At 68.0% G+C, this 20,922-nt stretch carries 20 protein-coding genes; 8 read left to right on the top strand and 12 right to left on the bottom strand.

Translation table 11 applies throughout. The features are described from left to right. Window positions 1-426 precede the first annotated feature (426 nt). The 4 genes from AC1DF3_RS35005 to AC1DF3_RS34990 are packed head-to-tail and all read right to left on the bottom strand — an operon-like array spanning window position 427 to window position 4,651. Complete coding sequence (locus tag AC1DF3_RS35005; protein ID WP_478142516.1) at window positions 427-1,302, bottom strand: carbohydrate ABC transporter permease; 876 nt, start codon at window positions 1,300-1,302, stop codon at window positions 427-429. Then, entirely contained in the window at window positions 1,299-2,195 is an 897-nt protein-coding gene (locus AC1DF3_RS35000) for a carbohydrate ABC transporter permease (RefSeq protein WP_478142515.1), read from the bottom strand. The genes AC1DF3_RS35005 and AC1DF3_RS35000 overlap by 4 nt, the downstream gene beginning before the upstream one ends. A 16-nt stretch (window positions 2,196-2,211) precedes the next feature. Continuing rightward, the gene (locus AC1DF3_RS34995; RefSeq protein WP_478142514.1) at window positions 2,212-3,540 is read right to left on the bottom strand and encodes an ABC transporter substrate-binding protein; all 1,329 of its coding nucleotides are present in this window, start codon (window positions 3,538-3,540) and stop codon (window positions 2,212-2,214) included. Between the two features lie 37 nt (window positions 3,541-3,577). Continuing rightward, window positions 3,578-4,651, bottom strand: coding sequence for an ABC transporter ATP-binding protein (locus tag AC1DF3_RS34990; protein ID WP_286536662.1), 1,074 nt, complete (start codon window positions 4,649-4,651; stop codon window positions 3,578-3,580). A 172-nt stretch (window positions 4,652-4,823) separates the two neighbouring features. Here AC1DF3_RS34990 and AC1DF3_RS34985 point away from each other — a divergent pair, with 172 nt between their 5' ends. The 3 genes from AC1DF3_RS34985 to AC1DF3_RS34975 are packed head-to-tail and all read left to right on the top strand — an operon-like array spanning window position 4,824 to window position 8,481. Further along, the gene (locus AC1DF3_RS34985) at window positions 4,824-5,630 is read left to right on the top strand and encodes a FadR/GntR family transcriptional regulator (RefSeq protein ID WP_286536663.1); all 807 of its coding nucleotides are present in this window, start codon (window positions 4,824-4,826) and stop codon (window positions 5,628-5,630) included. A gap of 11 nt (window positions 5,631-5,641) precedes the next feature. After that, entirely contained in the window at window positions 5,642-6,658 is a 1,017-nt protein-coding gene (denD, locus tag AC1DF3_RS34980; protein ID WP_286536664.1) for a D-erythronate dehydrogenase, read from the top strand. After that, window positions 6,658-8,481: an IlvD/Edd family dehydratase gene (locus tag AC1DF3_RS34975; RefSeq protein WP_301802255.1), complete on the top strand. Its 1,824-nt coding sequence runs from the start codon at window positions 6,658-6,660 to the stop codon at window positions 8,479-8,481. Before denD ends, AC1DF3_RS34975 begins: the two co-directional genes overlap by 1 nt. A 38-nt stretch (window positions 8,482-8,519) precedes the next feature. Here AC1DF3_RS34975 and AC1DF3_RS34970 read toward each other — a convergent pair whose 3' ends face one another. The 7 genes from AC1DF3_RS34970 to xdhC form a co-directional block, all read right to left on the bottom strand. Beyond that, window positions 8,520-9,053 (bottom strand): DUF4136 domain-containing protein, encoded by a 534-nt coding sequence (locus tag AC1DF3_RS34970; RefSeq protein WP_478142513.1) that lies wholly within the window; start codon window positions 9,051-9,053, stop codon window positions 8,520-8,522. A gap of 40 nt (window positions 9,054-9,093) precedes the next feature. Continuing rightward, window positions 9,094-10,296, bottom strand: a complete 1,203-nt coding sequence (locus AC1DF3_RS34965; protein ID WP_286536667.1) for a beta-ketoacyl-[acyl-carrier-protein] synthase family protein — start codon at window positions 10,294-10,296, stop codon at window positions 9,094-9,096. Continuing rightward, the gene (locus AC1DF3_RS34960) at window positions 10,293-10,532 is read right to left on the bottom strand and encodes an acyl carrier protein (protein ID WP_286505053.1); all 240 of its coding nucleotides are present in this window, start codon (window positions 10,530-10,532) and stop codon (window positions 10,293-10,295) included. Before AC1DF3_RS34960 ends, AC1DF3_RS34965 begins: the two co-directional genes overlap by 4 nt. Window positions 10,533-10,605: 73 nt before the next feature. Next, a complete protein-coding gene (locus AC1DF3_RS34955; RefSeq protein WP_286536668.1) occupies window positions 10,606-11,367 on the bottom strand; it encodes a phosphatase PAP2 family protein in 762 nt (253 codons plus the stop codon). A 61-nt stretch (window positions 11,368-11,428) separates the two neighbouring features. Next, on the bottom strand, window positions 11,429-12,763 hold the full coding sequence (locus AC1DF3_RS34950) for a glycerate kinase type-2 family protein (protein WP_286536669.1): 1,335 nt from the start codon (window positions 12,761-12,763) through the stop codon (window positions 11,429-11,431). Window positions 12,764-12,790: 27 nt separating this feature from the next. Continuing rightward, window positions 12,791-13,996, bottom strand: a complete 1,206-nt coding sequence (locus AC1DF3_RS34945) for a urate hydroxylase PuuD (protein ID WP_286536670.1) — start codon at window positions 13,994-13,996, stop codon at window positions 12,791-12,793. 211 nt (window positions 13,997-14,207) lie between these two features. Further along, window positions 14,208-15,020, bottom strand: a complete 813-nt coding sequence (xdhC, locus tag AC1DF3_RS34940) for a xanthine dehydrogenase accessory protein XdhC (protein WP_286536671.1) — start codon at window positions 15,018-15,020, stop codon at window positions 14,208-14,210. 53 nt (window positions 15,021-15,073) lie between these two features. Here xdhC and AC1DF3_RS34935 point away from each other — a divergent pair, with 53 nt between their 5' ends. Then, entirely contained in the window at window positions 15,074-15,574 is a 501-nt protein-coding gene (locus tag AC1DF3_RS34935) for a hypothetical protein (protein ID WP_286536672.1), read from the top strand. 1 nt (window position 15,575) lies between these two features. On the opposite strand, the gene uraH is transcribed toward AC1DF3_RS34935, so the two are convergent. Next, a complete protein-coding gene (gene uraH / locus AC1DF3_RS34930; protein ID WP_286536673.1) occupies window positions 15,576-15,938 on the bottom strand; it encodes a hydroxyisourate hydrolase in 363 nt (120 codons plus the stop codon). An 83-nt stretch (window positions 15,939-16,021) separates the two neighbouring features. On the opposite strand from uraH, the gene AC1DF3_RS34925 reads away from it, so the two are divergent. Genes AC1DF3_RS34925 through AC1DF3_RS34910 form a run of 4 tightly spaced genes read left to right on the top strand, consistent with a single transcriptional unit; the run spans window position 16,022 to window position 20,650 of the window. Next, the gene (locus AC1DF3_RS34925) at window positions 16,022-16,687 is read left to right on the top strand and encodes a GntR family transcriptional regulator (protein ID WP_286536674.1); all 666 of its coding nucleotides are present in this window, start codon (window positions 16,022-16,024) and stop codon (window positions 16,685-16,687) included. A 4-nt stretch (window positions 16,688-16,691) separates the two neighbouring features. Further along, window positions 16,692-17,642 (top strand): allantoinase PuuE, encoded by a 951-nt coding sequence (puuE, locus tag AC1DF3_RS34920; protein ID WP_286536675.1) that lies wholly within the window; start codon window positions 16,692-16,694, stop codon window positions 17,640-17,642. Window position 17,643: 1 nt separating this feature from the next. Next, the gene (gene uraD / locus AC1DF3_RS34915; protein WP_286536676.1) at window positions 17,644-19,422 is read left to right on the top strand and encodes a 2-oxo-4-hydroxy-4-carboxy-5-ureidoimidazoline decarboxylase; all 1,779 of its coding nucleotides are present in this window, start codon (window positions 17,644-17,646) and stop codon (window positions 19,420-19,422) included. A gap of 1 nt (window position 19,423) precedes the next feature. Then, on the top strand, window positions 19,424-20,650 hold the full coding sequence (locus AC1DF3_RS34910; RefSeq protein ID WP_286536677.1) for a M20 family metallopeptidase: 1,227 nt from the start codon (window positions 19,424-19,426) through the stop codon (window positions 20,648-20,650). Window positions 20,651-20,922 lie beyond the last annotated feature (272 nt).

The raw sequence follows: 20,922 nt of genomic DNA, 5'->3' as shown, positions 1-20,922 counted from the left end.
GCTCCCTTGCGGTGCTCGCTCCAGGCGGGGTCCACGCGAAACTCGCTTCGCTCAAACACGCGCGGCCCTTATCCGCCTGAAGCTGCGCTCCTCAGCGGCGCAGAGGGGATCGCCCGTCCCGCACCGCATGCCGGGCTCAGGGGGTGATCAAAGATCCGTGTCGTCTCCAAGGTCGATGCAACCCCAACGTGTCAGCGGCGGTGGGCGGTATGCGCCGGGCCGGCCGTTGAGGCACCGCCGAGCAGCGCAGCGGCAGGCGGATCAGGGCCGCGCGTGTTTGAGTGGAGCGAAGCGGAGCGAGTTTGCGCGGACCCCGCCTGTCGCGAGCAGCGCAGGGAAGCCCGAAGGGCCGGTGACGTCGGCCGGCCCGGCGCATACCGCCCACCGCCGACGCCCACACCTCAGCCCGCAACGCCGCAGCCCCCTTCACTCCTTGACCGACCCGGTCAACCCCGACACGTAGTACTCGACGAAGAACGAGTAGATGAAGGCCACCGGCAGCGAGCCCAGCAGCGCGCCGGCCATCAGCGGCCCCCACTGGTAGACGTCGCCCTGCACCAGTTCCGTGACGACACCCACCGGCAGCGTCTTGATCTCCGACGACGATACGAACGTCAACGCGTAGATGAACTCGTTCCATGACAGCGTGAAGGCGAAGATGCCGGCCGAGATCAGCCCCGGCACCGCGAGCGGCAGCACGATCTTGACCAGGATCTGCCAACGATTGGCACCGTCGATCAGCGCGCACTCCTCGAGTTCGGCCGGGATCGACCGGAAGTAGCCCATCAGGAGCCATGTGCAGAACGGGATCAGGAAAGTCGGGTAGGTCAGGACCAGCGCCCAGCGGGTGTCGAACAGCCCGAGGTTGAAGACCACGTTGGCCAGCGGAATGAACAGGATCGACGGCGGCACCAGGTAGGCCAGGAAGATCGCCAGCCCGGTCTGGCGCGCGCCCTTGAAGCGCAGCCGCTCGATCGCGTAGGCCGCCAGCACCGACACCACGAGAGAGCCGAAGGTCGACACCACCGACACCAGCACCGTGTTCCACAGCCATTGCGGATAGGCGGTCTCGAACAGCAGCTTGTGGAAATGCGCGAGCGTCGGCGCGATGACCCAGAACGGATTGCCCTCGCGCGACAGCAGCTCGACCTCGGGCTTCACCGCCGTGATCGCCATCCAGTAGAACGGAAACAGCAGCACGATCAGGAACACCACCAGCGGCAGGTACACCGTGACCGCCTTGCGCGGCACGGTATCGAGATAGCTCATGCCGACGACATCGATCTGGCCGGATTTGCTCATTTTTGCCAGGCCCGTCTTTGAAGGCCGAAGTAGCTGAACATGATGCAGCCCAGCAGGAAGGGCACCATCGCGATCGCGATCGCCGCGCCCTCGCCCAGCGCGCCGCCCGAGATCGCGCGCTGGAACGACAGCGTCGCCATCAGGTGCGTGGCGTTCAGGGGGCCGCCGCGCGTGATCACGTAGATCAGCTGGAAATCGGTGAAGGTGAACAGCACCGAGAAGGTCATCACCACCGCAATGATCGGGGTCAGCAGCGGCAGCGTGACGTGGCGGAACTGCTGCCACGGTGTTGCGCCGTCGATCGCCGAGGCCTCGTAGTACGAGGGCGAGATCGTCTGCAGTCCGGCCAGCAGCGTGATCGCCACGAAGGGCACGCCGCGCCAGACGTTGGCCGCGATCACCGCGAAGCGCGCATTCCACGGATCGCCGAGAAAGTCGATGTAGTGATCGATCAGCCCCAGCTTCATGAGCCCCCAGCTGATGATCGAGAACTGCGAGTCGTAGATCCACCAGAAGGCGATCGCCGACAGCGCGGTCGGCACGATGTAGGGCAGCAGGATCACGGCCCGGAAGAAGGTCTTGAAGCGGATGTTCTTGTTGAGCAGCACCGCGAGCCAGAGGCCCAGCAGGAACTTGAAGACGCTCGCCACCACCGTGTAGAAGAGCGTGTTGAAGAGCGCCAGCCGTGTGACCGAGTCACCCCAGAGGAAGATGTAGTTCTCCAGGCCGATCCACTCCCCCGGCCGGCCCACCTTGGCATCGGTGAAGCCGAGCCAGGTGCCCAGCCCGAGCGGATAGGTCAGGAACAGCAGCAGCAGCACCGCCGCCGGCAACATGAACATGAAGCCGAGGGCGTTGCGGCTGTTCTGGAACCTGGCCAGTCGCGTGGTCATGGGCAGCGGTTCTTCGTCAGACCTTGTAGTAGCGCTCGGCGCGCTTTTGCGCGCGCTCGGCTGCTTCCTTCGGCGTCTTCGACCCGCTGGCCGCCTCGGCCACCATGTTCGGGATGATGAAGTCCGCCGCCGCACCGGCCGATGCGTAACCCAGCTTGCCCTCGTAGCCAGCGGGGCGCAGGTTCTTGACCGAATCTCGGTAGGGCGTGTTCTTCGGGTCGGAGGTCCAGATCGGATTGGCCTCGTAGGCCCGCAGCGGCTGCGCCACGTAGCCGCCGGCGCCCTGCAGCCAGTCGTCGAACTGCGGCCGCTCCATCATGAAGCGCAGGAACTCCTTCGAGGCCTGCGGGTACTTGGTGTACTTCATGATCATCTGGTTGAAGAACAGGTGCGACTCGGTCGGCACCCCCACCGGCCCGACCGGGAACACCGCGTGGTTGATGTCCGACGCCATCTCCTTGACCTTCGGATCGGGTGAGTTCTTGGCCGCGTAGTAGATCGAGATGCCGTTGTTCGTGACGCTGATCTGGCCGTCGAGAAAGGCCTTGTTGTTGTTCGGATCGAGCCACGACAAAGTGCCGGGAATGAAGTTGGCGTAGAGCTCCTTGGCGTACTCCAGCGCCTTCAGCGTCTCGGGGCTGTCGAGGACCACCTTGTTGTTCTTGTCGACCAGCTTGCCGCCGAAGGACCAGATCAGCCAGTTGGTCCAGGTGCTGTCGCCGGTCGCGTTGCCGAGCGCCATGCCGCCCGGCGTGCCCTTCTCCTTCAGCGCCTTGTAGAGCTTGAGGAAGTCTTCGTTGTTGGTCGGGAACTTGTCGAAGCCGGCCGCCTTGATCATGCTCTCGCGGTAGACGATGAGCGAGCCCGAGGCCCCGAGCGGCAGCCCGATCCACTTCTTGCCGTCGGGCCGCATGAAGAGCTCGCCCGCGGGGTACCAGCCGCCGTATTTCTTGCCCAGGTATTCCGCCAGGTCGGTGACGTCGAGCAGCTTGTCCGGATAGAGGTTGGCGTCGTCGTTGGTCGACAGGATGATGTCCGGCCCGGCGCCGGTGTTGGCCGCCACCGCAGCCTTGGGCCGCACGTCTTCCCAGCCCTCGTTGTCGACCCGCACCTCGATGCCGGTGGCCTCGCTGAAGCGCTTGACGTTGGCCATGTAGGCGTCGATGTCTCCCTGCACGAAGCGGCTCCAGCGCAGCACCCGCAGCTTGGCGCCCTTCTCGGGCTTGAAGGTCAGGGTCTGCGCATTCGCGAGCGGCGAGAAGATCGCGGTGCCGACGCCGAGCGAGGCTGCGGCCGCGAGGCCGGCCGAACTCTTCAGAATCTTGCGGCGATTGAAATCACTCATTCATGTCTCCTGTTGTTGAACGGCCGAAAAGGGAAGCTCAGGCCACCAGCCTCTGGCCGGTAGCTGCATCGAAAAGATGGGCCCGCTGAAGATCGGGCTGCAGGTGGATGGTGGTGCCCGGCGCGAAATCGTGGCGCTCGCGAAACACCGCCGACAGTTCCACGCCTTCATGGCGGCAGGCCACGAAGGTGTCCATGCCGGTCGGCTCCATCACCGCGACGCGCGCCGGGATGCCGCCGCCGTCGGCCAAGCTCAGGTGCTCGGGCCGGGTGCCGTAGATCACGGGCTGACCGTCGACGCCGCCGGCGGCCAGCGGCGCGTCGAGCTGGGTGCCGTCGGTCAGCTCGACCCGGGCCGCGCCGGCGCCGCGGCGCAGGGTGCCGGGCAGGAAGTTCATCGACGGCGAGCCGATGAAGCCGGCCACGAACTGGTTCGCCGGATGGTCGTAGAGCTCGAGCGGGCTGCCGGTCTGCTCGATCCGGCCGTCGCGCATCACGACGATCTTGTCGCCCATGGTCATGGCCTCGATCTGGTCATGCGTGACGTAGATCGAGGTGGTCTTCAGGCGTTGGTGCAATTCCTTGATCTCGCTGCGCATCGCCACCCGCAGCTTGGCGTCGAGGTTGGACAGCGGCTCGTCGAACAGGAACACCTGCGGATCGCGCACGATGGCCCGTCCCATCGCGACCCGCTGCCGCTGCCCGCCCGAGAGCTGGCGCGGATAGCGCTCCAGCAGCGGCGCCAGCGCCAGGATCTCGGCCGCGCGCTTGACCTTGGCCTCGATGGTCGGCTTGTCCATCTTGGCGAGCGCCAGCGCGAAGGCCATGTTCTCGCGCACCGTCATGTGCGGATAGAGCGCGTAGTTCTGGAACACCATCGCGATGTCGCGCTCCTTGGGCGGCAGGTCGTTGACCCGCTTGTCCCCGATGCGGATCTCGCCGCCGTTGATCTCCTCGAGCCCGGCGATCATGCGCAGCAAGGTCGACTTGCCGCAGCCGGACGGGCCGACCAGCACGGTGAACGAGCCGTCCTGGATGTCGATGTCCACGCCATGCAGGATGGCGACATCACCGAAGTTCTTCTTGACTGACTGGATCGTGACACTGGCCATGCACTGAAGTCCTGAAAGGTCGCGAGTCGACATCGGGCCATGGAGGACTCCACGCCGCAAGCGCGCAGTATTGGCATCGCGAACCGGCCGCGCATCAGGGCAAACCGTTAGGCATTAACCCGCGCAATATTTGTATGATGACCTGATAACCGCCTTTTCCTCATCCTCCGCCGTGCGGGTTTCCGCCTCTCCCCAACCCCAGCCGCTGGTCGTCGACCGGCTGTCGGACCGGTTGGCGGCGCTGCTGGGCGCGCAGATCGACAGCGGCGCGCTGAAGGCCGGCGACCGGCTGCCGACCGAGCAGCAGCTGGCCACCGCCCACGGCGTCTCTCGCACCGTGGTGCGTGAGGCGGTCCACCAGCTCAAGTCCAGGGCGCTGGTGCAGTCGCGCCAGGGCTCCGGCGTGTTCGTCGCGCCGCCGCCGGTGAACCAGGCGCTGGCCTTCGACCCGGCCGTGCTGACCTCGGTGCAGGCCGTGGTGCACGTGGTCGAGGTGCGCCGCGTCCTCGAAGGCGAGATCGCCGCGCTGGCCGCCGAGCGCGCCACGCGCAGCCAGATCGCGGCGCTGCGCCGCGCCCTCGGGGCCATCGACACCGCGGTGGCCGAGGGCCGCGACGGCGTGGCCGAAGACTTGGCCTTCCACCGCGTGATCGGCGAATCGACCGGCAATCCGCAATTCCGGCTGCTGCTCGGCTTCCTCGAACAGTACCTGCGCGAAGGCATGCGCATCACGCGCGGCAACGAGGCCCGGCGGGCCGATTTCATGACTGCGGTCCAGAGCGAGCACCGCGCCATCTTCGACGCTATCGCGGCCCACGATCCGGTGGCTGCCCGGCAGCATGCCAACGAACACCTGATCCGCGGCGAGCAGCGGCTGGTCGAAGGCGGCATCATCGATGGCCGGCGCCGCCAGGCCGCCGCCCGGGTCGCACGCGCCGCGCGCCCCGCACCCGCACCCGATCGACAAGCAAAGCACTGAAGGAGACCGAAATGAAACTGATGATCACCGGCGGCGGGGGCTTCGTGGGGGCCCGGCTCGCCCGCGCCCTGCTCGCCCGCGGCACCCTGGACGGCCAGCGCATCGAGCGCATGGTCCTGACCGACATCGCGCCCCCGCCTGCCGACCTGCTCGCCGACGCCCGGGTCGAGGCCCGCACCGGCCCGCTGCTGACCCACACCGAGGCGCTGCGCGAGGAGCCCTTCGACGGCATCTTCCACCTGGCCTCGGCCGTGTCGGGCGAATGCGAGCTCGACTTCGACCTCGGCCTGCGCTCCAATCTGGACAGCACCCGGGCCCTGCTCGATGCGCTGCGGGCCCACGTCAACGGCGGGGGCAAGGTCGCGCGGCTGGTGTTCTCGAGTTCGGTGGCGGTGTTCGGGCCCGACCCGGCGGTGCCCCTGCCCAAGCTCGTGGCCGACGACACGCTGCCGGCGCCGCAGACCTCCTACGGCACCCAGAAGCTGATCTGCGAGCACCTCGTGGCCGACTACACCCGCAAGGGCTACGTCGACGGCCGCGCGGCGCGCCTCATGACCGTCACCGTGCGGCCCGGCCGGCCCAACGGCGCCGCCTCCTCGTTCTTCAGCGGCATCATCCGCGAGCCGCTGGCGGGGGTCGAAGCCATCTGCCCGGTCTCGCCCGAGGTGTCGCATCCCATGTCCTCGCCGACCCGCACCGTCGACGGCCTGATCGCGGTCTACGAAGCCACGCGCGAGGCTTTCTGCGGCCGTACGGCGCTCAACCTGCCGGCACTCAACGTGCGCGTGGCCGACATGCTCGACGCCCTCGAGGCGGTGGCCGGCCCGAAGGTCCGCGCGCTGGTGCGCTTCGAGCGCGACGAGCGCATCGCCGGCATCGTGGCCAACTGGCCGGGCGGCGCCAGCGCCGCACGGGCCGCGCGCCTGGGCCTGCTGCCGCACGAGAACTTTGCCGATATCGTCCGGCAATACATCGACGACTGCGCGGCGCTGCCGAACGCAGACCAGACCTTGAAGGGAATGTCCTGATGAAAAGCCCCACGAAGAAAAAGACCCCGGCCACCAAGCCGAAGCCCCTCGCGCTGCGCTCGCAGGCCTGGTTCGACAACCCGGCCAACGCCGACATGACGGCGCTCTATCTCGAGCGCACCATGAACTTCGGGCTCGGCTTCGACGAGCTGCAGTCGGGCCGGCCGATCATCGGCATCGCCCAGACCGGCTCCGACATCGCGCCTTGCAACCGCCACCACCTCGTGCTGGCCGAACGCACGCGCGAAGGCATCCGCGACGCCGGCGGCATCGCCTTCGAGTTCCCGATCCACCCGATCCAGGAGACCTGCAAACGGCCGACCGCGGCGCTCGACCGCAACCTGCAATACCTGTCGCTGGTCGAGGTGCTCTACGGCTATCCGATCGATGGCGTGGTGCTCACCACCGGCTGCGACAAGACCACCCCGGCCCAGCTGATGGCGGCCGCCACGGTCGACATCCCTGCGATCGCGCTCAACTCGGGGCCGATGCTCAACGGCTGGTACAAGGGCGACCGCACCGGTTCGGGCACCATCGTCTGGCGCGCGCGCGAGATGATGGCGGCCGGCGAGATCGGCTACCAGGAGTTCCTCAAGCTGGTCGCGTCATCGGCGCCCTCGACCGGGCACTGCAACACGATGGGCACGGCGTCGACCATGAACTCGCTGGCCGAGGCGCTCGGCATGACGCTGCCCGGCAGCGCCGCGATTCCCGCGCCCTACCGCGACCGCCAGGAGATGGCCTACATGACCGGCAAGCGCATCGTCGAGATGGTGCGCGAGAACCTGAAGCCCTCCGACATCATGACCCGCGAGGCCTTCGAGAACGCGATCGTGGTCAACTCCGCGCTCGGCGGCTCGACCAACGCGCCGGTGCACCTGGTCGCGATCGCGCGCCACATCGGCGTTGAACTCACGCCCGACGACTGGGAGAAGATCGGCTACAAGATCCCGCTGATCGTCAACCTGCAGCCCGCCGGCGAGTACCTCGGCGAGGACTACTACCGCGCCGGCGGCGTGCCCGCGGTGGTCGCCGAGCTGATCGCCAAGGGCAAGATCAAGCCGGCCCTCACGGCCAACGGCAAGACGCTGATCGAGAACTGCGAGGGCAAGTTCACCAGCGACCGCGCCGTGATCTGGCCCTATGCCAAGCCGATGAAGAAGAACGCCGGCTTCCTGAACCTCAAGGGCAACCTGTTCGACTCGGCGATCATGAAGACCAGCGTGATCACGCCCGAATTCCACGACCGCTACCTCGAGGACCCGAAGGACCCGATGGCCTTCGAGGGCACGGCCGTGGTCTTCGACGGCCCGGAGGACTACCACCACCGCATCGACGATCCGAAAATGAAGATCGGCCCGCACAGCGTGCTGTTCATGCGCGGCGTCGGCCCGGTCGGCTACCCGGGCGCGGCCGAGGTGGTCAACATGCGGGCGCCTTCCTACCTGATCAAGAAGGGCATCACCGCCCTGCCCTGCATCGGCGACGGCCGGCAGTCCGGCACCTCCGGCTCGCCGTCGATCCTCAACGCCTCGCCCGAGGCCGCGACCGGCGGTGGACTGGCGCTGGTGCGCACGGGCGACCGCGTGCGCATCGACCTCAAGAAGCGCACCGCCAACATGCTGGTTTCCGACGAGGAACTCGACCGTCGGCGCGCGGAGCTGGCCGCCGCCGGCGGCTACCCCTTCCCGCCGAGCCAGACGCCCTGGCAGGAGATCCAGCGCGGCATCGTCGACGAGCTGTCGCAGGGCATGGTGCTGAAGCCGGCCGTGAAGTACCAGAAGATCCACGCGACCTTCGGCATCCCCCGAGATAACCACTGACCCGCAACGCCACGGGTCCGCGGCCCGCGGACCCTGGCTTACTTCGGGGGGAATCCGGTGAACATCTTGTCCAGCGCCGCCTGCAAGAGCGCATTCATCTTCGCCGGGTCGTCGTGCAAGGTGCCGCTCGCGGTGCCGCGCCACGCCGAGCGCTTGCTCTGCGCATTGACCATCTCGACCACCAGCGTGCCGACTTCGTAGGTGTCGGTGGGTGCTGCCGTGTTGGGTGCCGGCGGCCCGAAGCCGCCCCAGCCCACGTAGCCCACGCGGTTGTAGTAGGCGCCCTGGCTTTCCTTCTCGGACGACGACACGTGCGCCGACACATGGATGTCGCCATTCGGCGCCAGCTTCCAGCCCTTGGCCTGCAGCCTCGAATCGATGCCGTCGACGATGCGCTGCTGCATCAGCGGCGTTCCGCCGTCGGGCCGGGCCACCCAGCTGTAGGTGCGCACGCGCGATAGATCGGCGCCCGGATCGACGTCGATCCTGACCGTCGGACCGCCGACGCTCGCGCAGGCCGAGATCAGCAGCGGAAGGGCCAGTGCGGCCAGGGCAGCGAAGCGTCTGTTCATGTCGTCCAATCCCAAGCGATGTGAAAAAGCAGTTTAGCCATCAGCCGCGGCAGAACAGGAGCACCGAATTCGTGCCGCCGAAGGCGAATGAATTGCTGATGGCGGCGTGCAGGTCGGGCGCCGCCGTGTCGTCGGGCGCCACCAGGTTCAGGGCGCAGGCCGGATCGACCGCGGCGCCGTGCATGTTCGGCGGCAGCGCGCGCCGATGCAGCGCCAGCACCGTGGCCGCGGCCTCCAGCGCGCCGGCGGCACCGAGCAGGTGCCCATGCAGCGCCTTGGTGGAACTCACGCGCAGGCGGTCGAGGTCGTCGCCCCAGACTTCGGCCAGGGCTTCGCGCTCGACCACGTCGCCGATGCGGGTGGCGGTTCCATGGGCATTGCAGTAGCCGACGTCGCGGGGCTGCAGGCCGGCCAGGCGCAGTGCCTGGCGCAGCGCGCGCGCCTGGCCGGGGGCGTCCGGCTTGGTCAGGTGCGTGGCGTCGCAGCTGAGGCCCCAGCCCGCCAGCCGGGCATAGGTCCGCGCGCCGCGCCGCCGCGCCCGCTCGGCCGATTCGAGCACCAGGAAGGCGGCGCCCTCGCCGAGCGCGAAGCCGCTGCGATCGCTGGCGAAGGGCCGCACCGAGCGCGCCTCTTCGCCGGGCTTGACGCTGGCCAGGGTCTGCATCGCCTGCCAGGCGAGCACGACGCCGGGCACGATCAGCGCCTCGCTGCCGCCGGCGATCGCGACGTCGACATCGCCGCGCTGCACCGCCTTGGCCGCCTCGGCGATCGCCACCGAGGACGAGGCGCAAGCCACCGAGTAGGTCAGCACCGGGCCCTGCACGCCCTGGCGCATCGCCACGTGCGAGGCCGGCGCGTTGGGCATGAAGGCCGGGATGGTCAAGGGCGGCACGCGCCCGCCGCCGCGGTAGGCGGCCTCGAGCGCCGCGGCACCGCCCATGCCGCAGCCGGCGAACACGCCGATGCGCTCGGGATCGAGCGCGCCGACGGCGCCGGCATCCCGCATGGCCAGGTCGGCCGCGGCCACGGCGAGCTGGCTCACACGGTCGACGCCGGCGAGCTGCAGCTTGGTGAACCAGCGCGATTCGTCGAAGGCGGCCCGGGCCGCGACCGCCGGCTTGGGCAGTTCGGGAAAGACCGGTTCGAGCGCCGAATCGCCGCGCAGCAGGGCATCGAAAAGGTGGCCGGGATCATCGCCGTGGGGAGCCACGACCCCCAGGCCGGTGACGGCGACTGCGTTCACGCGGTCTGCTTCGCCCTGACCTTGTCGACCACCGCGGCGAGCTGGGCCAGCGTGTCGATGTTCGGGTCATCGTCGGGCATCGTGATGCCGAAATGGTCCTCGATCGCGAACACGAACTCGACCAGCGCCAGCGAATCGAAACCCTTCTCGCGCATCGAGGCCTCCGGGTCCAGCGCGGACGCCTCGATGCCGTACTTCTCGTGGATCAGGTCCTGCAATTCCTTCAGCGAACTCATCGTGCGGTGTCCGTCGTCATTTCTGGCCGTCTCCCTGGCAGACGGCGATGTTGTGGATGTCGGCCCACGAGTCTCAGCTCCTCCTGGCTCGTCCGCCGAACCGGCCCGCGGGCAATGTCGCCTCATGATATCCGCTCCAAACGGCCGGAATCGCGGCCGGGCGCGGCCGCCAGCGCAGCGACGGCAGCACGAACACGATGCCGAGCACCGCCCCCGCGACCACGTCGAGCACCACATGCTGCTTGATCGCCACGGTCGACCAGGCGATGGCGGCGAACCACAGTCCGTTGGCCAATCGCAGGAGCATCGGCGCACCCGCCTGGCGCAGGATGTGCTCGATCCAGATGGCGGTGTAGATCGCGATGGCCACGTGCATCGACGGGCAGGCGTTGCCGGCGGCGTCGACCCCCTGCAGGATCGCGAAGCCGGGGAAATCGGTCGGCGGCAGCGTCATTGGCGGGATCTGCGTCGGCCAGAAGAAGAAGGCCGCAAGGCCGGTCAGGCACAGGGCTCCGACCCAGAGCCCATACACCACCAGCTCCCTGAACGTGAGCTGCAGGCCGGGCGCGACGCCCACGTACAGCCAGAGCGAGAAATAGGCGACCAGCGCCTGCGGCTGGAACGGGATCAGGTGGTCGAGTGCGGTCAGCGGCATCACCGTGACCGGACCGGCGGGCTGGCGCAGCAGATGGAAGTAGCCGATGAAGAACAGCCAGGTGAAGGCCGTGGTGCCGACCACCTTCAAGGCGAAGTGGCGGCGGATGCGCAACCAGATCTCGACTTTCCAGCTCTCGAAGGGGCGGGGCGCCGGGCGCAGGTCGTGGGGTGGATTCATGAGGCTCGGCGTTGTCGCTGATTCTCTCATCAGCCAACGCGCCGAGCGTGTCAGCCGGGCGCTACAGGATCAGCAGGGCCCGGAAATCGTTGACGTTGGTATGGGTCGGCCCCGTCACCAGCAGGTCGCCGATGGCGTCGAAGTAGCCGTAGGCGTCGTTGCGGTCGAGATGGTCGGCCAGCTTGACGCCCGCCGCCTCGGCCCGGCGCAGCGTGTCGGGCGTGACGACGGCGCCGGCGTTGTCCTCGACGCCGTCGATGCCGTCGGTGTCGGCGGCCAGCGCCCAGACGCCCTCGCGGCCGGCCAGCGCGCCCGCCAGACCCATGCAGAATTCGCCCGCCCGGCCGCCGCGGCCCTTGGCCTTCCCGGGTTGCCGCGGCCGGATCGTGACCGTGGTCTCGCCGCCCGACAGGATCACGCAGGGCTTGGCGAAGGGCGCGCCACGCAGCGACACCGAGCGCGCCAGGGCGCCGTGCACCTTGCCGACCTCGCGCGATTCGCCTTCGATCTCGTCGCTCAGGACATGGGCCTCGATGCCGGCCGCGCGCGCTGCCGCCGCGGCCGCCTCGAGCGATTGCTGCGGGGCCGCGATCACGTGGGTCAGGTGGCCGTCGAACACGGCATCGCCCGGCTTCGGGGTCTCGAGCGCACCGCTTTCGAGCCGGGCCCGCACCGCCGCGGGCACCTCGATCCGGTAGCGGTCGAGGATCGCCAGCGCATCGGCGCAGCGGCTCGCATCGGGCACGGTGGGGCCGCTGGCGATCACGGCCGGGTCGTCGCCCGGGACGTCGCTGATGGTCAGGGTCACGACCCTCGCCGGTGCGCAGGCTGCGGCGAGCCGGCCGCCCTTGATGCGCGAGAGGTGCTTGCGCACGCAGTTCATCTCGCCGATGTGGGCGCCCGACTCGAGCAGCTGGGTGTTGATGCGCTGCTTGTCGGCCAGCGTGAGGCCTTCGGCCGGCAGGGTCAGCAGCGAGGAGCCGCCGCCCGAGATCAGGCACAGCACCAGGTCATCGGCCGTCAGCCCCTGGGTCAGCGCGAGGATGCGCTGGGCGGCGTCGAGCCCCGCCTGGTCGGGCACCGGGTGCGCGGCCTCGACCAGTTCGATGCGCGATGCCAGCCCCGCGGGACGCGGCGGGATGTGGCCATAACGCGTGACCACCAGGCCGGAAAGCGGAGCGTCCGCCGGCCAGAGCGCCTCGAGCGCCTGGGCCATCGAGCCACCGGCCTTGCCGGCGCCGAGCACCAGCGTGCGCCCCTTGGGCGGTGCGGGCAGGTAGGCGCCCATGCTGGCCAACGGCAGCGCCCGCTCGACCGCCACGCGGTAGAGGTGCTCGAGAAATTCACGCGGGGCCGAATGCGCGTCGGGGATCGGCCGGGGAGTCGTCGGGGTCATGGTCTTGCTTGTCTCCTGCGCAAGATGCTACTTCGTGTTCGCACCGCCTTCGAACCACTTGCCTATCAGGGCCCGCTCGGCGTCGGTGATGCCGGTCGCGTTGTTCATCGGCATGATCTTGGTGACCACCACCTGCTGGTACACCGCCTGCGCATGCGCCGCGACCTGGTCGGCCGTGTCGAGGCGCACGTTCTTCATCTGCACCTGCGCGCCGTGGCACATGTAGCAGCGTTGCTCGAGCACCTTCTGCACTTCGCCGAAGCTGACCTTCTGCACCGCCGCGCCGGGCGCCGGTGCCGCCGCCGGCTCGGGCTTCATCCAGATGATGGTCAGGCCCAGCACCGCAATGCCGAACAGCGCGTAGGGGATCGGGTTGCGCGCGTTGCCGAGCTTGAAGCGGTGCCGCACCACGAAGAACTGCCGGATCGCCGCGCCGCCGAGCATGATCAGCAGCAGCACGATCCAGTTGTATTTGTGCGTATAGGTGAAGCTGTAGTGGTTGCTCAGCATCGCGAACAGCACCGGCAGCGTGAAGTAGGTGTTGTGCACGCTGCGCTGCTTGCCGCGCTGGCCGTGCACCGGATCCACCGGCTTGCCTTCGCGCAGCGCCTGCACGTTCTTGCGCTGGCCGGGGATGATCCAGAAGAACACGTTGCCGCTCATGGTGGTGGCCATCATTGCGCCGACCAGCAGGAAGGCCGCCCGGCCGGCGAACCACTGGCAGGCCAGCCAGGCCGCGAAGGCGATGAAGACCGCGACCAGCACGCCGACGATGGTGTCGCCGTTCTTGCGCCGGCCGAACAGCTGGCAGATGCTGTCGTAGACCATCCAGAAGACCACGAAGAAGGCCAGCGCGACGCCGATCGCGGCCCCGGGCTGCCAGTCCATCCTGGACTTGTCGATCAGGTAGGTGCTGGCGTTCCACAGATAGGACATCGTGAACAGCGCAAAGCCGGTGAGCCAGGTCGAATAGCTCTCCCAGTACGACCAGTGCAGGTGATCGGGCAGGCGCTTGGGCGCCAGCGCGTACTTCTGCATGTTGTAGAAGCCGCCGCCGTGCACCGCCCACTGCTCGCCGCCGACGCCCTTGTCGAGCGATTCCTGGTCTTCGGGCTTCTCGAGGCTGTTGTCCAGCATCACGAAGTAGAAGGACGCGCCGATCCAGGCGACGGCCGTGATGACATGGACCCAGCGCAGGAGCAGGTTGGCCCAGTCGAGGTAGTAGCTTTCCATTTGCTCTCAACCTTGTCGGCGCATGGGGGCACCGAGGTGTTCCGACCTGCTCACCACTGCGGGCGCTGTAAGCAGAGAAAGTGCCGCGAACGCAGACCCGGGGTGGAATCTCGCTCCGCTGCGGCTTGTTGTGGACTGAAGTGTATACACTTTTAGGGGCTGGCTCGTGGATTTTGCATCGCTTGGCGTGCTGGAAAACCCTGAGCGCCCCTCATGCAGCCGGGAGCGATTGCAACAATTGTGCCGCCACCGCCACCGCGATCACCTCGGGCTCCTTCCCGGTGATGCCGGGCACGCCGATCGGGCAGGTCACGCGGTCCATCTCGCCGGCCGTGAAGCCCCGCGCCTCGAGCCGGTGCCTGAAGGTCGCCCATTTGGTCTTGCTGCCGATCAGGCCGATGTAGGGCAGGTCATCGCGCTCGCGCAGCCGCTTGAGGCAGGCGATCACGATGTCCAGGTCTTCGGCATGGCTGAAGCTCATGATCAGCACGCGCGAGCCTGGCGCCAGCTGCGCCACCGCCTGCTGCACCGGATCGGAATGCTCGGTCTCGATCTGCGCCGGCAGTTCGGCCGGGAAGACACCGTCCCGGCTGTCGATCCAGCGCACCGCGAACGGCAGCGTCGCCAGCAGCCGCGCCAGCGCCGCGCCCACGTGGCCGCCGCCGAACAGCGCGACCGGCGCCAACTGCGCCAGCAGTTCGGACTGCAGCGAAGCCGCGTCGGCGGCATCGATCAGCTGGTAGGACAGGAACACCACGCCGCCGCAGCACTGGCCCAGGCTCGGGCCCAGCGGATAGCGCCGCACACCCTCGATCGGCGGGCCGCCGGCCAGCCAGGCGCGGGCCTCGTCGGTGGCCTGGAATTCGAGCTGCCCGCCGCCGATGGTGGCCGTCAGCCCATCGGGCCAGACCGCCATCCAGGTGCCGGCCTCGCGGGGGGCGGAGCCCTGGGTCGAGGCAACGCGCACCAGCACGCCGCGCTGGCGCTGCAGGCGAAGCAGCAAGTCGTCGACGGCGCCGGTCATGTGCGATACCTCCGGTTGCGCGGCGCCCGGCCGGGCACGGTATAAACCCGCCGATGCAATTTCAGACCACCTCGCGCCGTCTCGCCCTGGCGGCCGCCCTCCTCGCCAGCCTCTGGCTGGCCGGCTGCAGCACCGCGCCGACCGGCGCCGTGCCGGGCCAGCTCAGCAGCGCCCGCCCCGAGCCCGGCGACCACAGCCGCGGCAAGCCGCGCGCATCGAACGCCGCCACGGCGCGCGACTACCGCAAGGATGCCGCCCGCCACGTCTACGAGATCAACAAGGACCGGATCTACGGCGGCAAGCTGCCGCCGCTGCTCTACGCGGTCGGCACGCTGCAGGTCAACCTCGATGCCGACGGCAGGGTGCTGTCGATGCACTGGATGCGGGCACCGACGCATGCGCCCGAGGTGATCGCCGAGATCGAGCGCACGGTGCTCATGGACGCGCCCTACCCGGCAGCGACGCGGCTCGGCAAGGTGACCTGGACCGACACCTGGCTGTGGGACGAAGGCGGTCATTTCCAACTCGATACCCTGAGCGAAGGCCAGCAGTAGGTCACGAGCCCCGGTAAGTGGAGTAGCTCCACGGGCTCACCAGGAGCGGCACGTGGTAGTGCTGGTCGGTGTGCGCGACACCGAAGTCCAGGGCCACGCGATTGAGAAAATTCGGCTCGGGCAAGGTCACGCCGCGGGCCTTGAAGTAGCCAGCGACATCGAACACCAGCCGGTAGGTCCCGACCTTCAGCGTGCTGTTGTCGTACAGCGGGCCGTCGCTGCGGCCGTCGGCGTTCAGCGTGAAACGCCGCACCAGCGTGGCGCGGGCGCCCTCGCCTGTGCCGTCGGTCGTGAACAGCGCCACCTCCATGCCGGCGGCGGGGCTGCCGTGCATGGTGTCCAGTACGTGAGTGCTCAGGCCCATCGATCTGCTCCTTCAATGCATTGGGGAAATTACGGTCGACAAAAGTGTATACAGTTCTTGGCTTTGGGTCTATCATCAAAAACATGGACTCGACCACCACCCGCGCGATCGTCGACGCACTCACCAAGGCCATTGTGGAGCACCGGCTGCAGCCCGGCAGCAAGCTGGCCGAACAGAAGCTGGCCGACCACTTCGGCGTCTCGCGCACGCTGGTGCGGCAGGCGCTGTTCCAGCTGTCGCAGAACAAGCTGATCCGCCTCGAACCCGCGCGCGGGGCCTTCGTGGCGGCGCCCGCGGTCGACGAGGCCAGGCAGGTGTTCGCGGTGCGGCGCATGCTCGAGGCCGAGATGACGCGCGCCTTCGTGCGCAGCGTCACGCCGGCCAAGATCAAGGCGCTCAAGGAGCATGTGGCGCTCGAGAAGGCCGCGGTGTCGGGCGAGGACATCTCGGGCCGCACCGAGCTGCTCGGCGACTTCCACGTGCGCATGGCCGAGCTGATGGGCAACACCGTGCTGGCGCAGATCCTCGGCGAGCTGATCTCGCGCTGCGCGCTGATCACGCTGATGTACCAGAGCGCCACCGCGGCCGAGCATTCGAACGACGAGCACGCCGACATCGTCAAGGCCCTGGCCGCCAAGGACGAGGAGCGCGCCGTGCGCCTCATGACCGAGCACCTCGAGCACGTCGAGGCCAACCTCACCTTCGACCGCAAGGTTCCGACACACGACATCACACTCGCACTGGCATGACACCATGAGCGTCTACGACACCACCCTGCCCTATCCCCGCGATCTGGTCGGCTACGGCCGCAATCCACCGCACGCCCAATGGCCCGGCCGGGCCCGCATCGCGGTCCAGTTCGTCCTCAACTACGAGGAAGGCGGCGAGAACTGCGTGCTGCACGGCGACGCCGGCAGCGAGCAGTTCCTCTCCGAGATGTTCAATCCCGCGAGCTATCCCGAGCGCCACATCAGCATGGAGGGGATCTACGAATACGGCTCGCGCGCCGGCGTCTGGCGCATCCTGCGCGAGTTCGAGAAGCGCGGCCTGCCGCTGACCGTGTTCGGCGTCGGCATGGCGCTCGCGCGCTACCCCGAGCTGGCCTCGGCCTTCAAGGAACTGGGCCACGAGATCGCCTGCCACGGCTGGCGCTGGATCCACTACCAGAACCTCGACGAAGCCACCGAGCGCGAACACATGCGCCTCGGCATGGAAGCCATCGAGAAGCTCACCGGCGAACGCGCGCTCGGCTGGTACACCGGCCGCGACAGCCCGCGCACGCGCCGCCTGGTGGCCGACTACGGCGGCTTCGAATACGACAGCGACTACTACGGCGACGACCTGCCCTTCTGGATGAAAGTGCAGAAGACCGACGGCGCGGTGGTGCCGCAGCTCATCGTGCCCTACACGCTCGACTGCAACGACATGCGCTTCGCGCTGCCGCAGGGCTACTCGCACGCCGACCCCTTCTTCCAGTACATGAAGGACAGCTTCGACGCCCTCTACGCCGAAGGCGACGAGGCGCCGAAGATGATGAGCATCGGCATGCACTGCCGGCTGCTCGGCCGGCCCGGGCGCATCACCGCGCTGCAGCGCTTCCTCGATCACATCGCCACCCACGACCGGGTCTGGGTCTGTAGTCGGCTCGACATCGCGCGGCACTGGAAGGCGACGCATCCCTACGCCACTCGCCAAGGAGACTGACATGGCGCTCACCATCGACCAACTCAACACGGCATCGGCCGACGAAGCCGTCGCGCTGCTCGACGGCGTCTACGAGCATTCGCCATGGATCGCGGCGCGATCGCTGGTGTCGCGGCCGTTCCGGTCGCTGCCGCACCTGAAGCACGCGCTGGTGCAGGCCGTGACCCATGCCTCGCGCGCAGAGCAGCTCGGCCTGATCCGTGCCCACCCGGAACTCGCCGGCAAGGCGATGGTCAGCAAGAGCCTCACGGCGGAATCGACCAACGAGCAGAACAAGGCCGGCCTGACCGACTGCACGCCGGAAGAGTTCGCGAAGATCCAGCAGCTCAACGCCGACTACAACGCCAAGTTCGGCTTTCCGTTCATCCTCGCGGTGCGCGGCCCGCGCGGCACCGGTCTTGCCAAGCGCGAGATCATCGACACCTTCGAGCGCCGGCTGCATCACCATCCCGACTTCGAACTCGGCGAGGCGCTGCGCAACATCCACCGCATCGCCGAGATCCGGCTGGACGACAAGTTCGACGCCGCGCCCTCGCTCGGCAACGAGGTCTGGGATTGGCACGAGAAGCTCTCGGTCCACACCGACCCGGGCTATGCCGAGAAAGGCCAGCTCACCGTCACCTACCTCACCGACGCGCACCGCGCCTGCGCTGCGCAGATCGCGGCCGACATGCGCGAGGCCGGCTTCGACAGCGTGCAGATCGATGCGGTCGGCAACGTGGTCGGCCGCTACGAGGGCGCCACGCCCGGCGCCCGCGCACTGCTCACGGGCTCGCACTACGACACGGTGCGCAATGGCGGCAAGTACGACGGCCGGCTCGGCATCTTCGTGCCGATGGCCTGCGTGCGCGAGCTCAAGCGGCAGAACCGCCGCCTGCCTTTTGCCTTCGAGGTGGTGGGCTTCGCCGAAGAGGAAGGCCAGCGCTACAAGGCCACCTTCCTGGGCTCCGGCGCGCTGATCGGCCACTTCGACGACCGCTGGCTCGACCAGAAGGACGCCGACGGCATCACGATGCGCGAGGCCCGCCGTCACGCGGGCCTGAAGGACGAAGACATCCCCGCGCTGCAGCGCGATCCTTCGAAGTACCTGGGCTTCGTCGAAGTCCACATCGAGCAGGGACCGGTGCTGACCGAGCTCGATCTTCCGCTCGGGATCGTGACCTCGATCAACGGCAGCGTGCGCTATGTCGGCGAAGTCATCGGCATGGCCAGCCACGCCGGCACCACGCCGATGGACCGTCGCCGCGACGCCGCGGCCGCCGTGGCCGAGCTGATCCTGTTCGCAGAGCAGCGCGCCGCCAAGGACGGCGACTCGGTCGCCACGGTCGGCATGCTCGAAGTGCCGAACGGCTCGATCAACGTGGTGCCCGGACGCTGCAAGTTCAGCCTCGACCTGCGGGCGCCTAACAACGAACAGCGCGATGCACTGGCCAACGACGTGGTGGCGGCACTGAAGGACATCTGCGAGCGCCGCAGCGTGCGCCACACGCTCGAGGAAACCATGCGCGCCGCGGCCGCGCCCAGCGCACCCGAATGGCAGCGGCGCTGGGAGCAGGCGGTCGACACGCTCGGCGTGCCGCTCTTTCGCATGCCCAGCGGCGCCGGCCACGACGCGATGAAGCTGCACGAGGTGATGCCGCAGGCCATGCTCTTCGTGCGTGGCATCAACTCCGGCATCAGCCACAACCCGCTCGAATCGAGCACCAACGACGACATGCAGCTGGCTGTGCAAGCTTTCCAGCTGCTGCTCGACAACCTCGCCGCCGAACCGGCCCTCTGACATGACCGACTACACCAAACTCGACGCCTGGATCGATGCCCATTTCGACGAGGAAGTGCGCTTCCTGCAGGAGCTGGTGCGCGTGCCGACCGACACCCCGCCCGGCAACAACGCGCCGCATGCCGAACGCACCGCCGAGCTGATCCAGGCCTTCGGCTTCGAGGCCGAGAAACACGCCGTGCCCGCCCAGGAAGTGAAGGACTACGGCCTCGAATCGATCACCAACCTGATCGTGCGGCGCAAGTACGGCAACGGGGGCCGGACGGTGGCCCTCAACGCCCACGGCGACGTCGTGCCGCCCGGCGAAGGCTGGACCCACGACCCCTACGGCGGCGAGATCGACGGCGGCAGCCTCTACGGCCGCGCCGCGGCGGTGAGCAAGAGCGACTTCGCGAGCTTCACCTTCGCCGTGCGTGCGCTCGAAGCCGTCGCCAAGCCAGCCAAGGGCAGCGTCGAGCTGCACTTCACCTACGACGAGGAATTCGGCGGCATCCTGGGCCCGGGCTGGCTGCTCGCACAAGGCCTCACCAAGCCGGACCTGATGATCGCGGCCGGCTTCAGCTACGAAGTGGTCACGGCCCACAACGGCTGCCTGCAGATGGAAGTCACGGTGCACGGCAAGATGGCGCATGCGGCGATCCCGACCACCGGTGTCGATGCGCTGCAGGGCGCGGTCCACATCCTCAACGCGCTCTATGCGCAGAACACGCTCTACCAGCAGGTGACGTCGAAGGTCGAGGGCATCACGCACCCCTATCTCAACGTCGGCCGCATCGAGGGCGGCACCAACACCAACGTCGTTCCCGGCAAGGTGGTCTTCAAGCTCGACCGCCGGATGATCCCCGAGGAGAACCCGGTCGAGGTCGAGGCCACGATCCGCAAGGTCATCGCCGATGCCGCCGCGCAGATGCCCGGCATCACGGTCGACATCAAGCGCATGCTGCTCGCCAACTCTATGAAGCCGCTGGCCGGCAACAAGCCGCTGGTCGACGCGATCCAGAAGCACGGCCAGGAACTCTTCGGCGAGCCGATCAAGGCCATGGGCACCCCGCTCTACACCGACGTGCGTCTGTACGGCGAAGCCGGCATCCCGGGCGTGATCTACGGCGCCGGTCCGCGCACCGTGCTCGAGTCGCATGCCAAGCGCAACGACGAACGCGTGGTGCTCGAAGACCTGCGGCGCGCCACCAAGGTCATCGCACGCACGCTGAGCGATCTGCTTTCATGAGACCTTGCGGGACAGACCAAGAAAACCGCGTCAGCGGTTTTTTGCTCTGTCCTCAACCGATCAGTACGCCTTGCGGGACAGACCAAGAAAACCGCGTCAGCGGTTTTTTGCTCTGTCCTCAACTGATCAGATGGTATGGGCGCCTCCCTCCTACTACTGCTAGGCACGACACCTCGGCAGTGTCAGAGTGAGCGTCCCACCGTCAACATCGAATGGAGGCCATCATGGAACGAACCGTCATTGCCGTCGACATTGCCAAGAAGGTGTTTCAG

It is taken from the genome of Variovorax sp. 10N432 (assembly GCF_056394465.1).
Note: the sequence above shows the minus strand (reverse complement) of the source record. Positions and strands in the feature narration are given on the sequence as shown.

Coding starts and splice junctions, on each gene's coding strand:
- AC1DF3_RS34955 (WP_286536668.1), bottom strand. CDS start 11,367: ATGAATCCACCCCACGACCTGCGCCCGGCGCCCCGCCCCTTCGAGAGC.
- puuE (WP_286536675.1), top strand. CDS start 16,692: ATGAGCGTCTACGACACCACCCTGCCCTATCCCCGCGATCTGGTCGGC.
- AC1DF3_RS34995 (WP_478142514.1), bottom strand. CDS start 3,540: ATGAGTGATTTCAATCGCCGCAAGATTCTGAAGAGTTCGGCCGGCCTC.
- AC1DF3_RS34910 (WP_286536677.1), top strand. CDS start 19,424: ATGACCGACTACACCAAACTCGACGCCTGGATCGATGCCCATTTCGAC.
- AC1DF3_RS34990 (WP_286536662.1), bottom strand. CDS start 4,651: ATGGCCAGTGTCACGATCCAGTCAGTCAAGAAGAACTTCGGTGATGTC.
- uraD (WP_286536676.1), top strand. CDS start 17,644: ATGGCGCTCACCATCGACCAACTCAACACGGCATCGGCCGACGAAGCC.
- AC1DF3_RS34945 (WP_286536670.1), bottom strand. CDS start 13,996: ATGGAAAGCTACTACCTCGACTGGGCCAACCTGCTCCTGCGCTGGGTC.
- xdhC (WP_286536671.1), bottom strand. CDS start 15,020: ATGACCGGCGCCGTCGACGACTTGCTGCTTCGCCTGCAGCGCCAGCGC.
- AC1DF3_RS34950 (WP_286536669.1), bottom strand. CDS start 12,763: ATGACCCCGACGACTCCCCGGCCGATCCCCGACGCGCATTCGGCCCCG.
- AC1DF3_RS34975 (WP_301802255.1), top strand. CDS start 6,658: ATGAAAAGCCCCACGAAGAAAAAGACCCCGGCCACCAAGCCGAAGCCC.
- AC1DF3_RS34925 (WP_286536674.1), top strand. CDS start 16,022: ATGGACTCGACCACCACCCGCGCGATCGTCGACGCACTCACCAAGGCC.
- AC1DF3_RS34935 (WP_286536672.1), top strand. CDS start 15,074: ATGCAATTTCAGACCACCTCGCGCCGTCTCGCCCTGGCGGCCGCCCTC.
- AC1DF3_RS34960 (WP_286505053.1), bottom strand. CDS start 10,532: ATGAGTTCGCTGAAGGAATTGCAGGACCTGATCCACGAGAAGTACGGC.
- AC1DF3_RS35000 (WP_478142515.1), bottom strand. CDS start 2,195: ATGACCACGCGACTGGCCAGGTTCCAGAACAGCCGCAACGCCCTCGGC.
- AC1DF3_RS34970 (WP_478142513.1), bottom strand. CDS start 9,053: ATGAACAGACGCTTCGCTGCCCTGGCCGCACTGGCCCTTCCGCTGCTG.
- AC1DF3_RS35005 (WP_478142516.1), bottom strand. CDS start 1,302: ATGAGCAAATCCGGCCAGATCGATGTCGTCGGCATGAGCTATCTCGAT.
- denD (WP_286536664.1), top strand. CDS start 5,642: ATGAAACTGATGATCACCGGCGGCGGGGGCTTCGTGGGGGCCCGGCTC.
- uraH (WP_286536673.1), bottom strand. CDS start 15,938: ATGGGCCTGAGCACTCACGTACTGGACACCATGCACGGCAGCCCCGCC.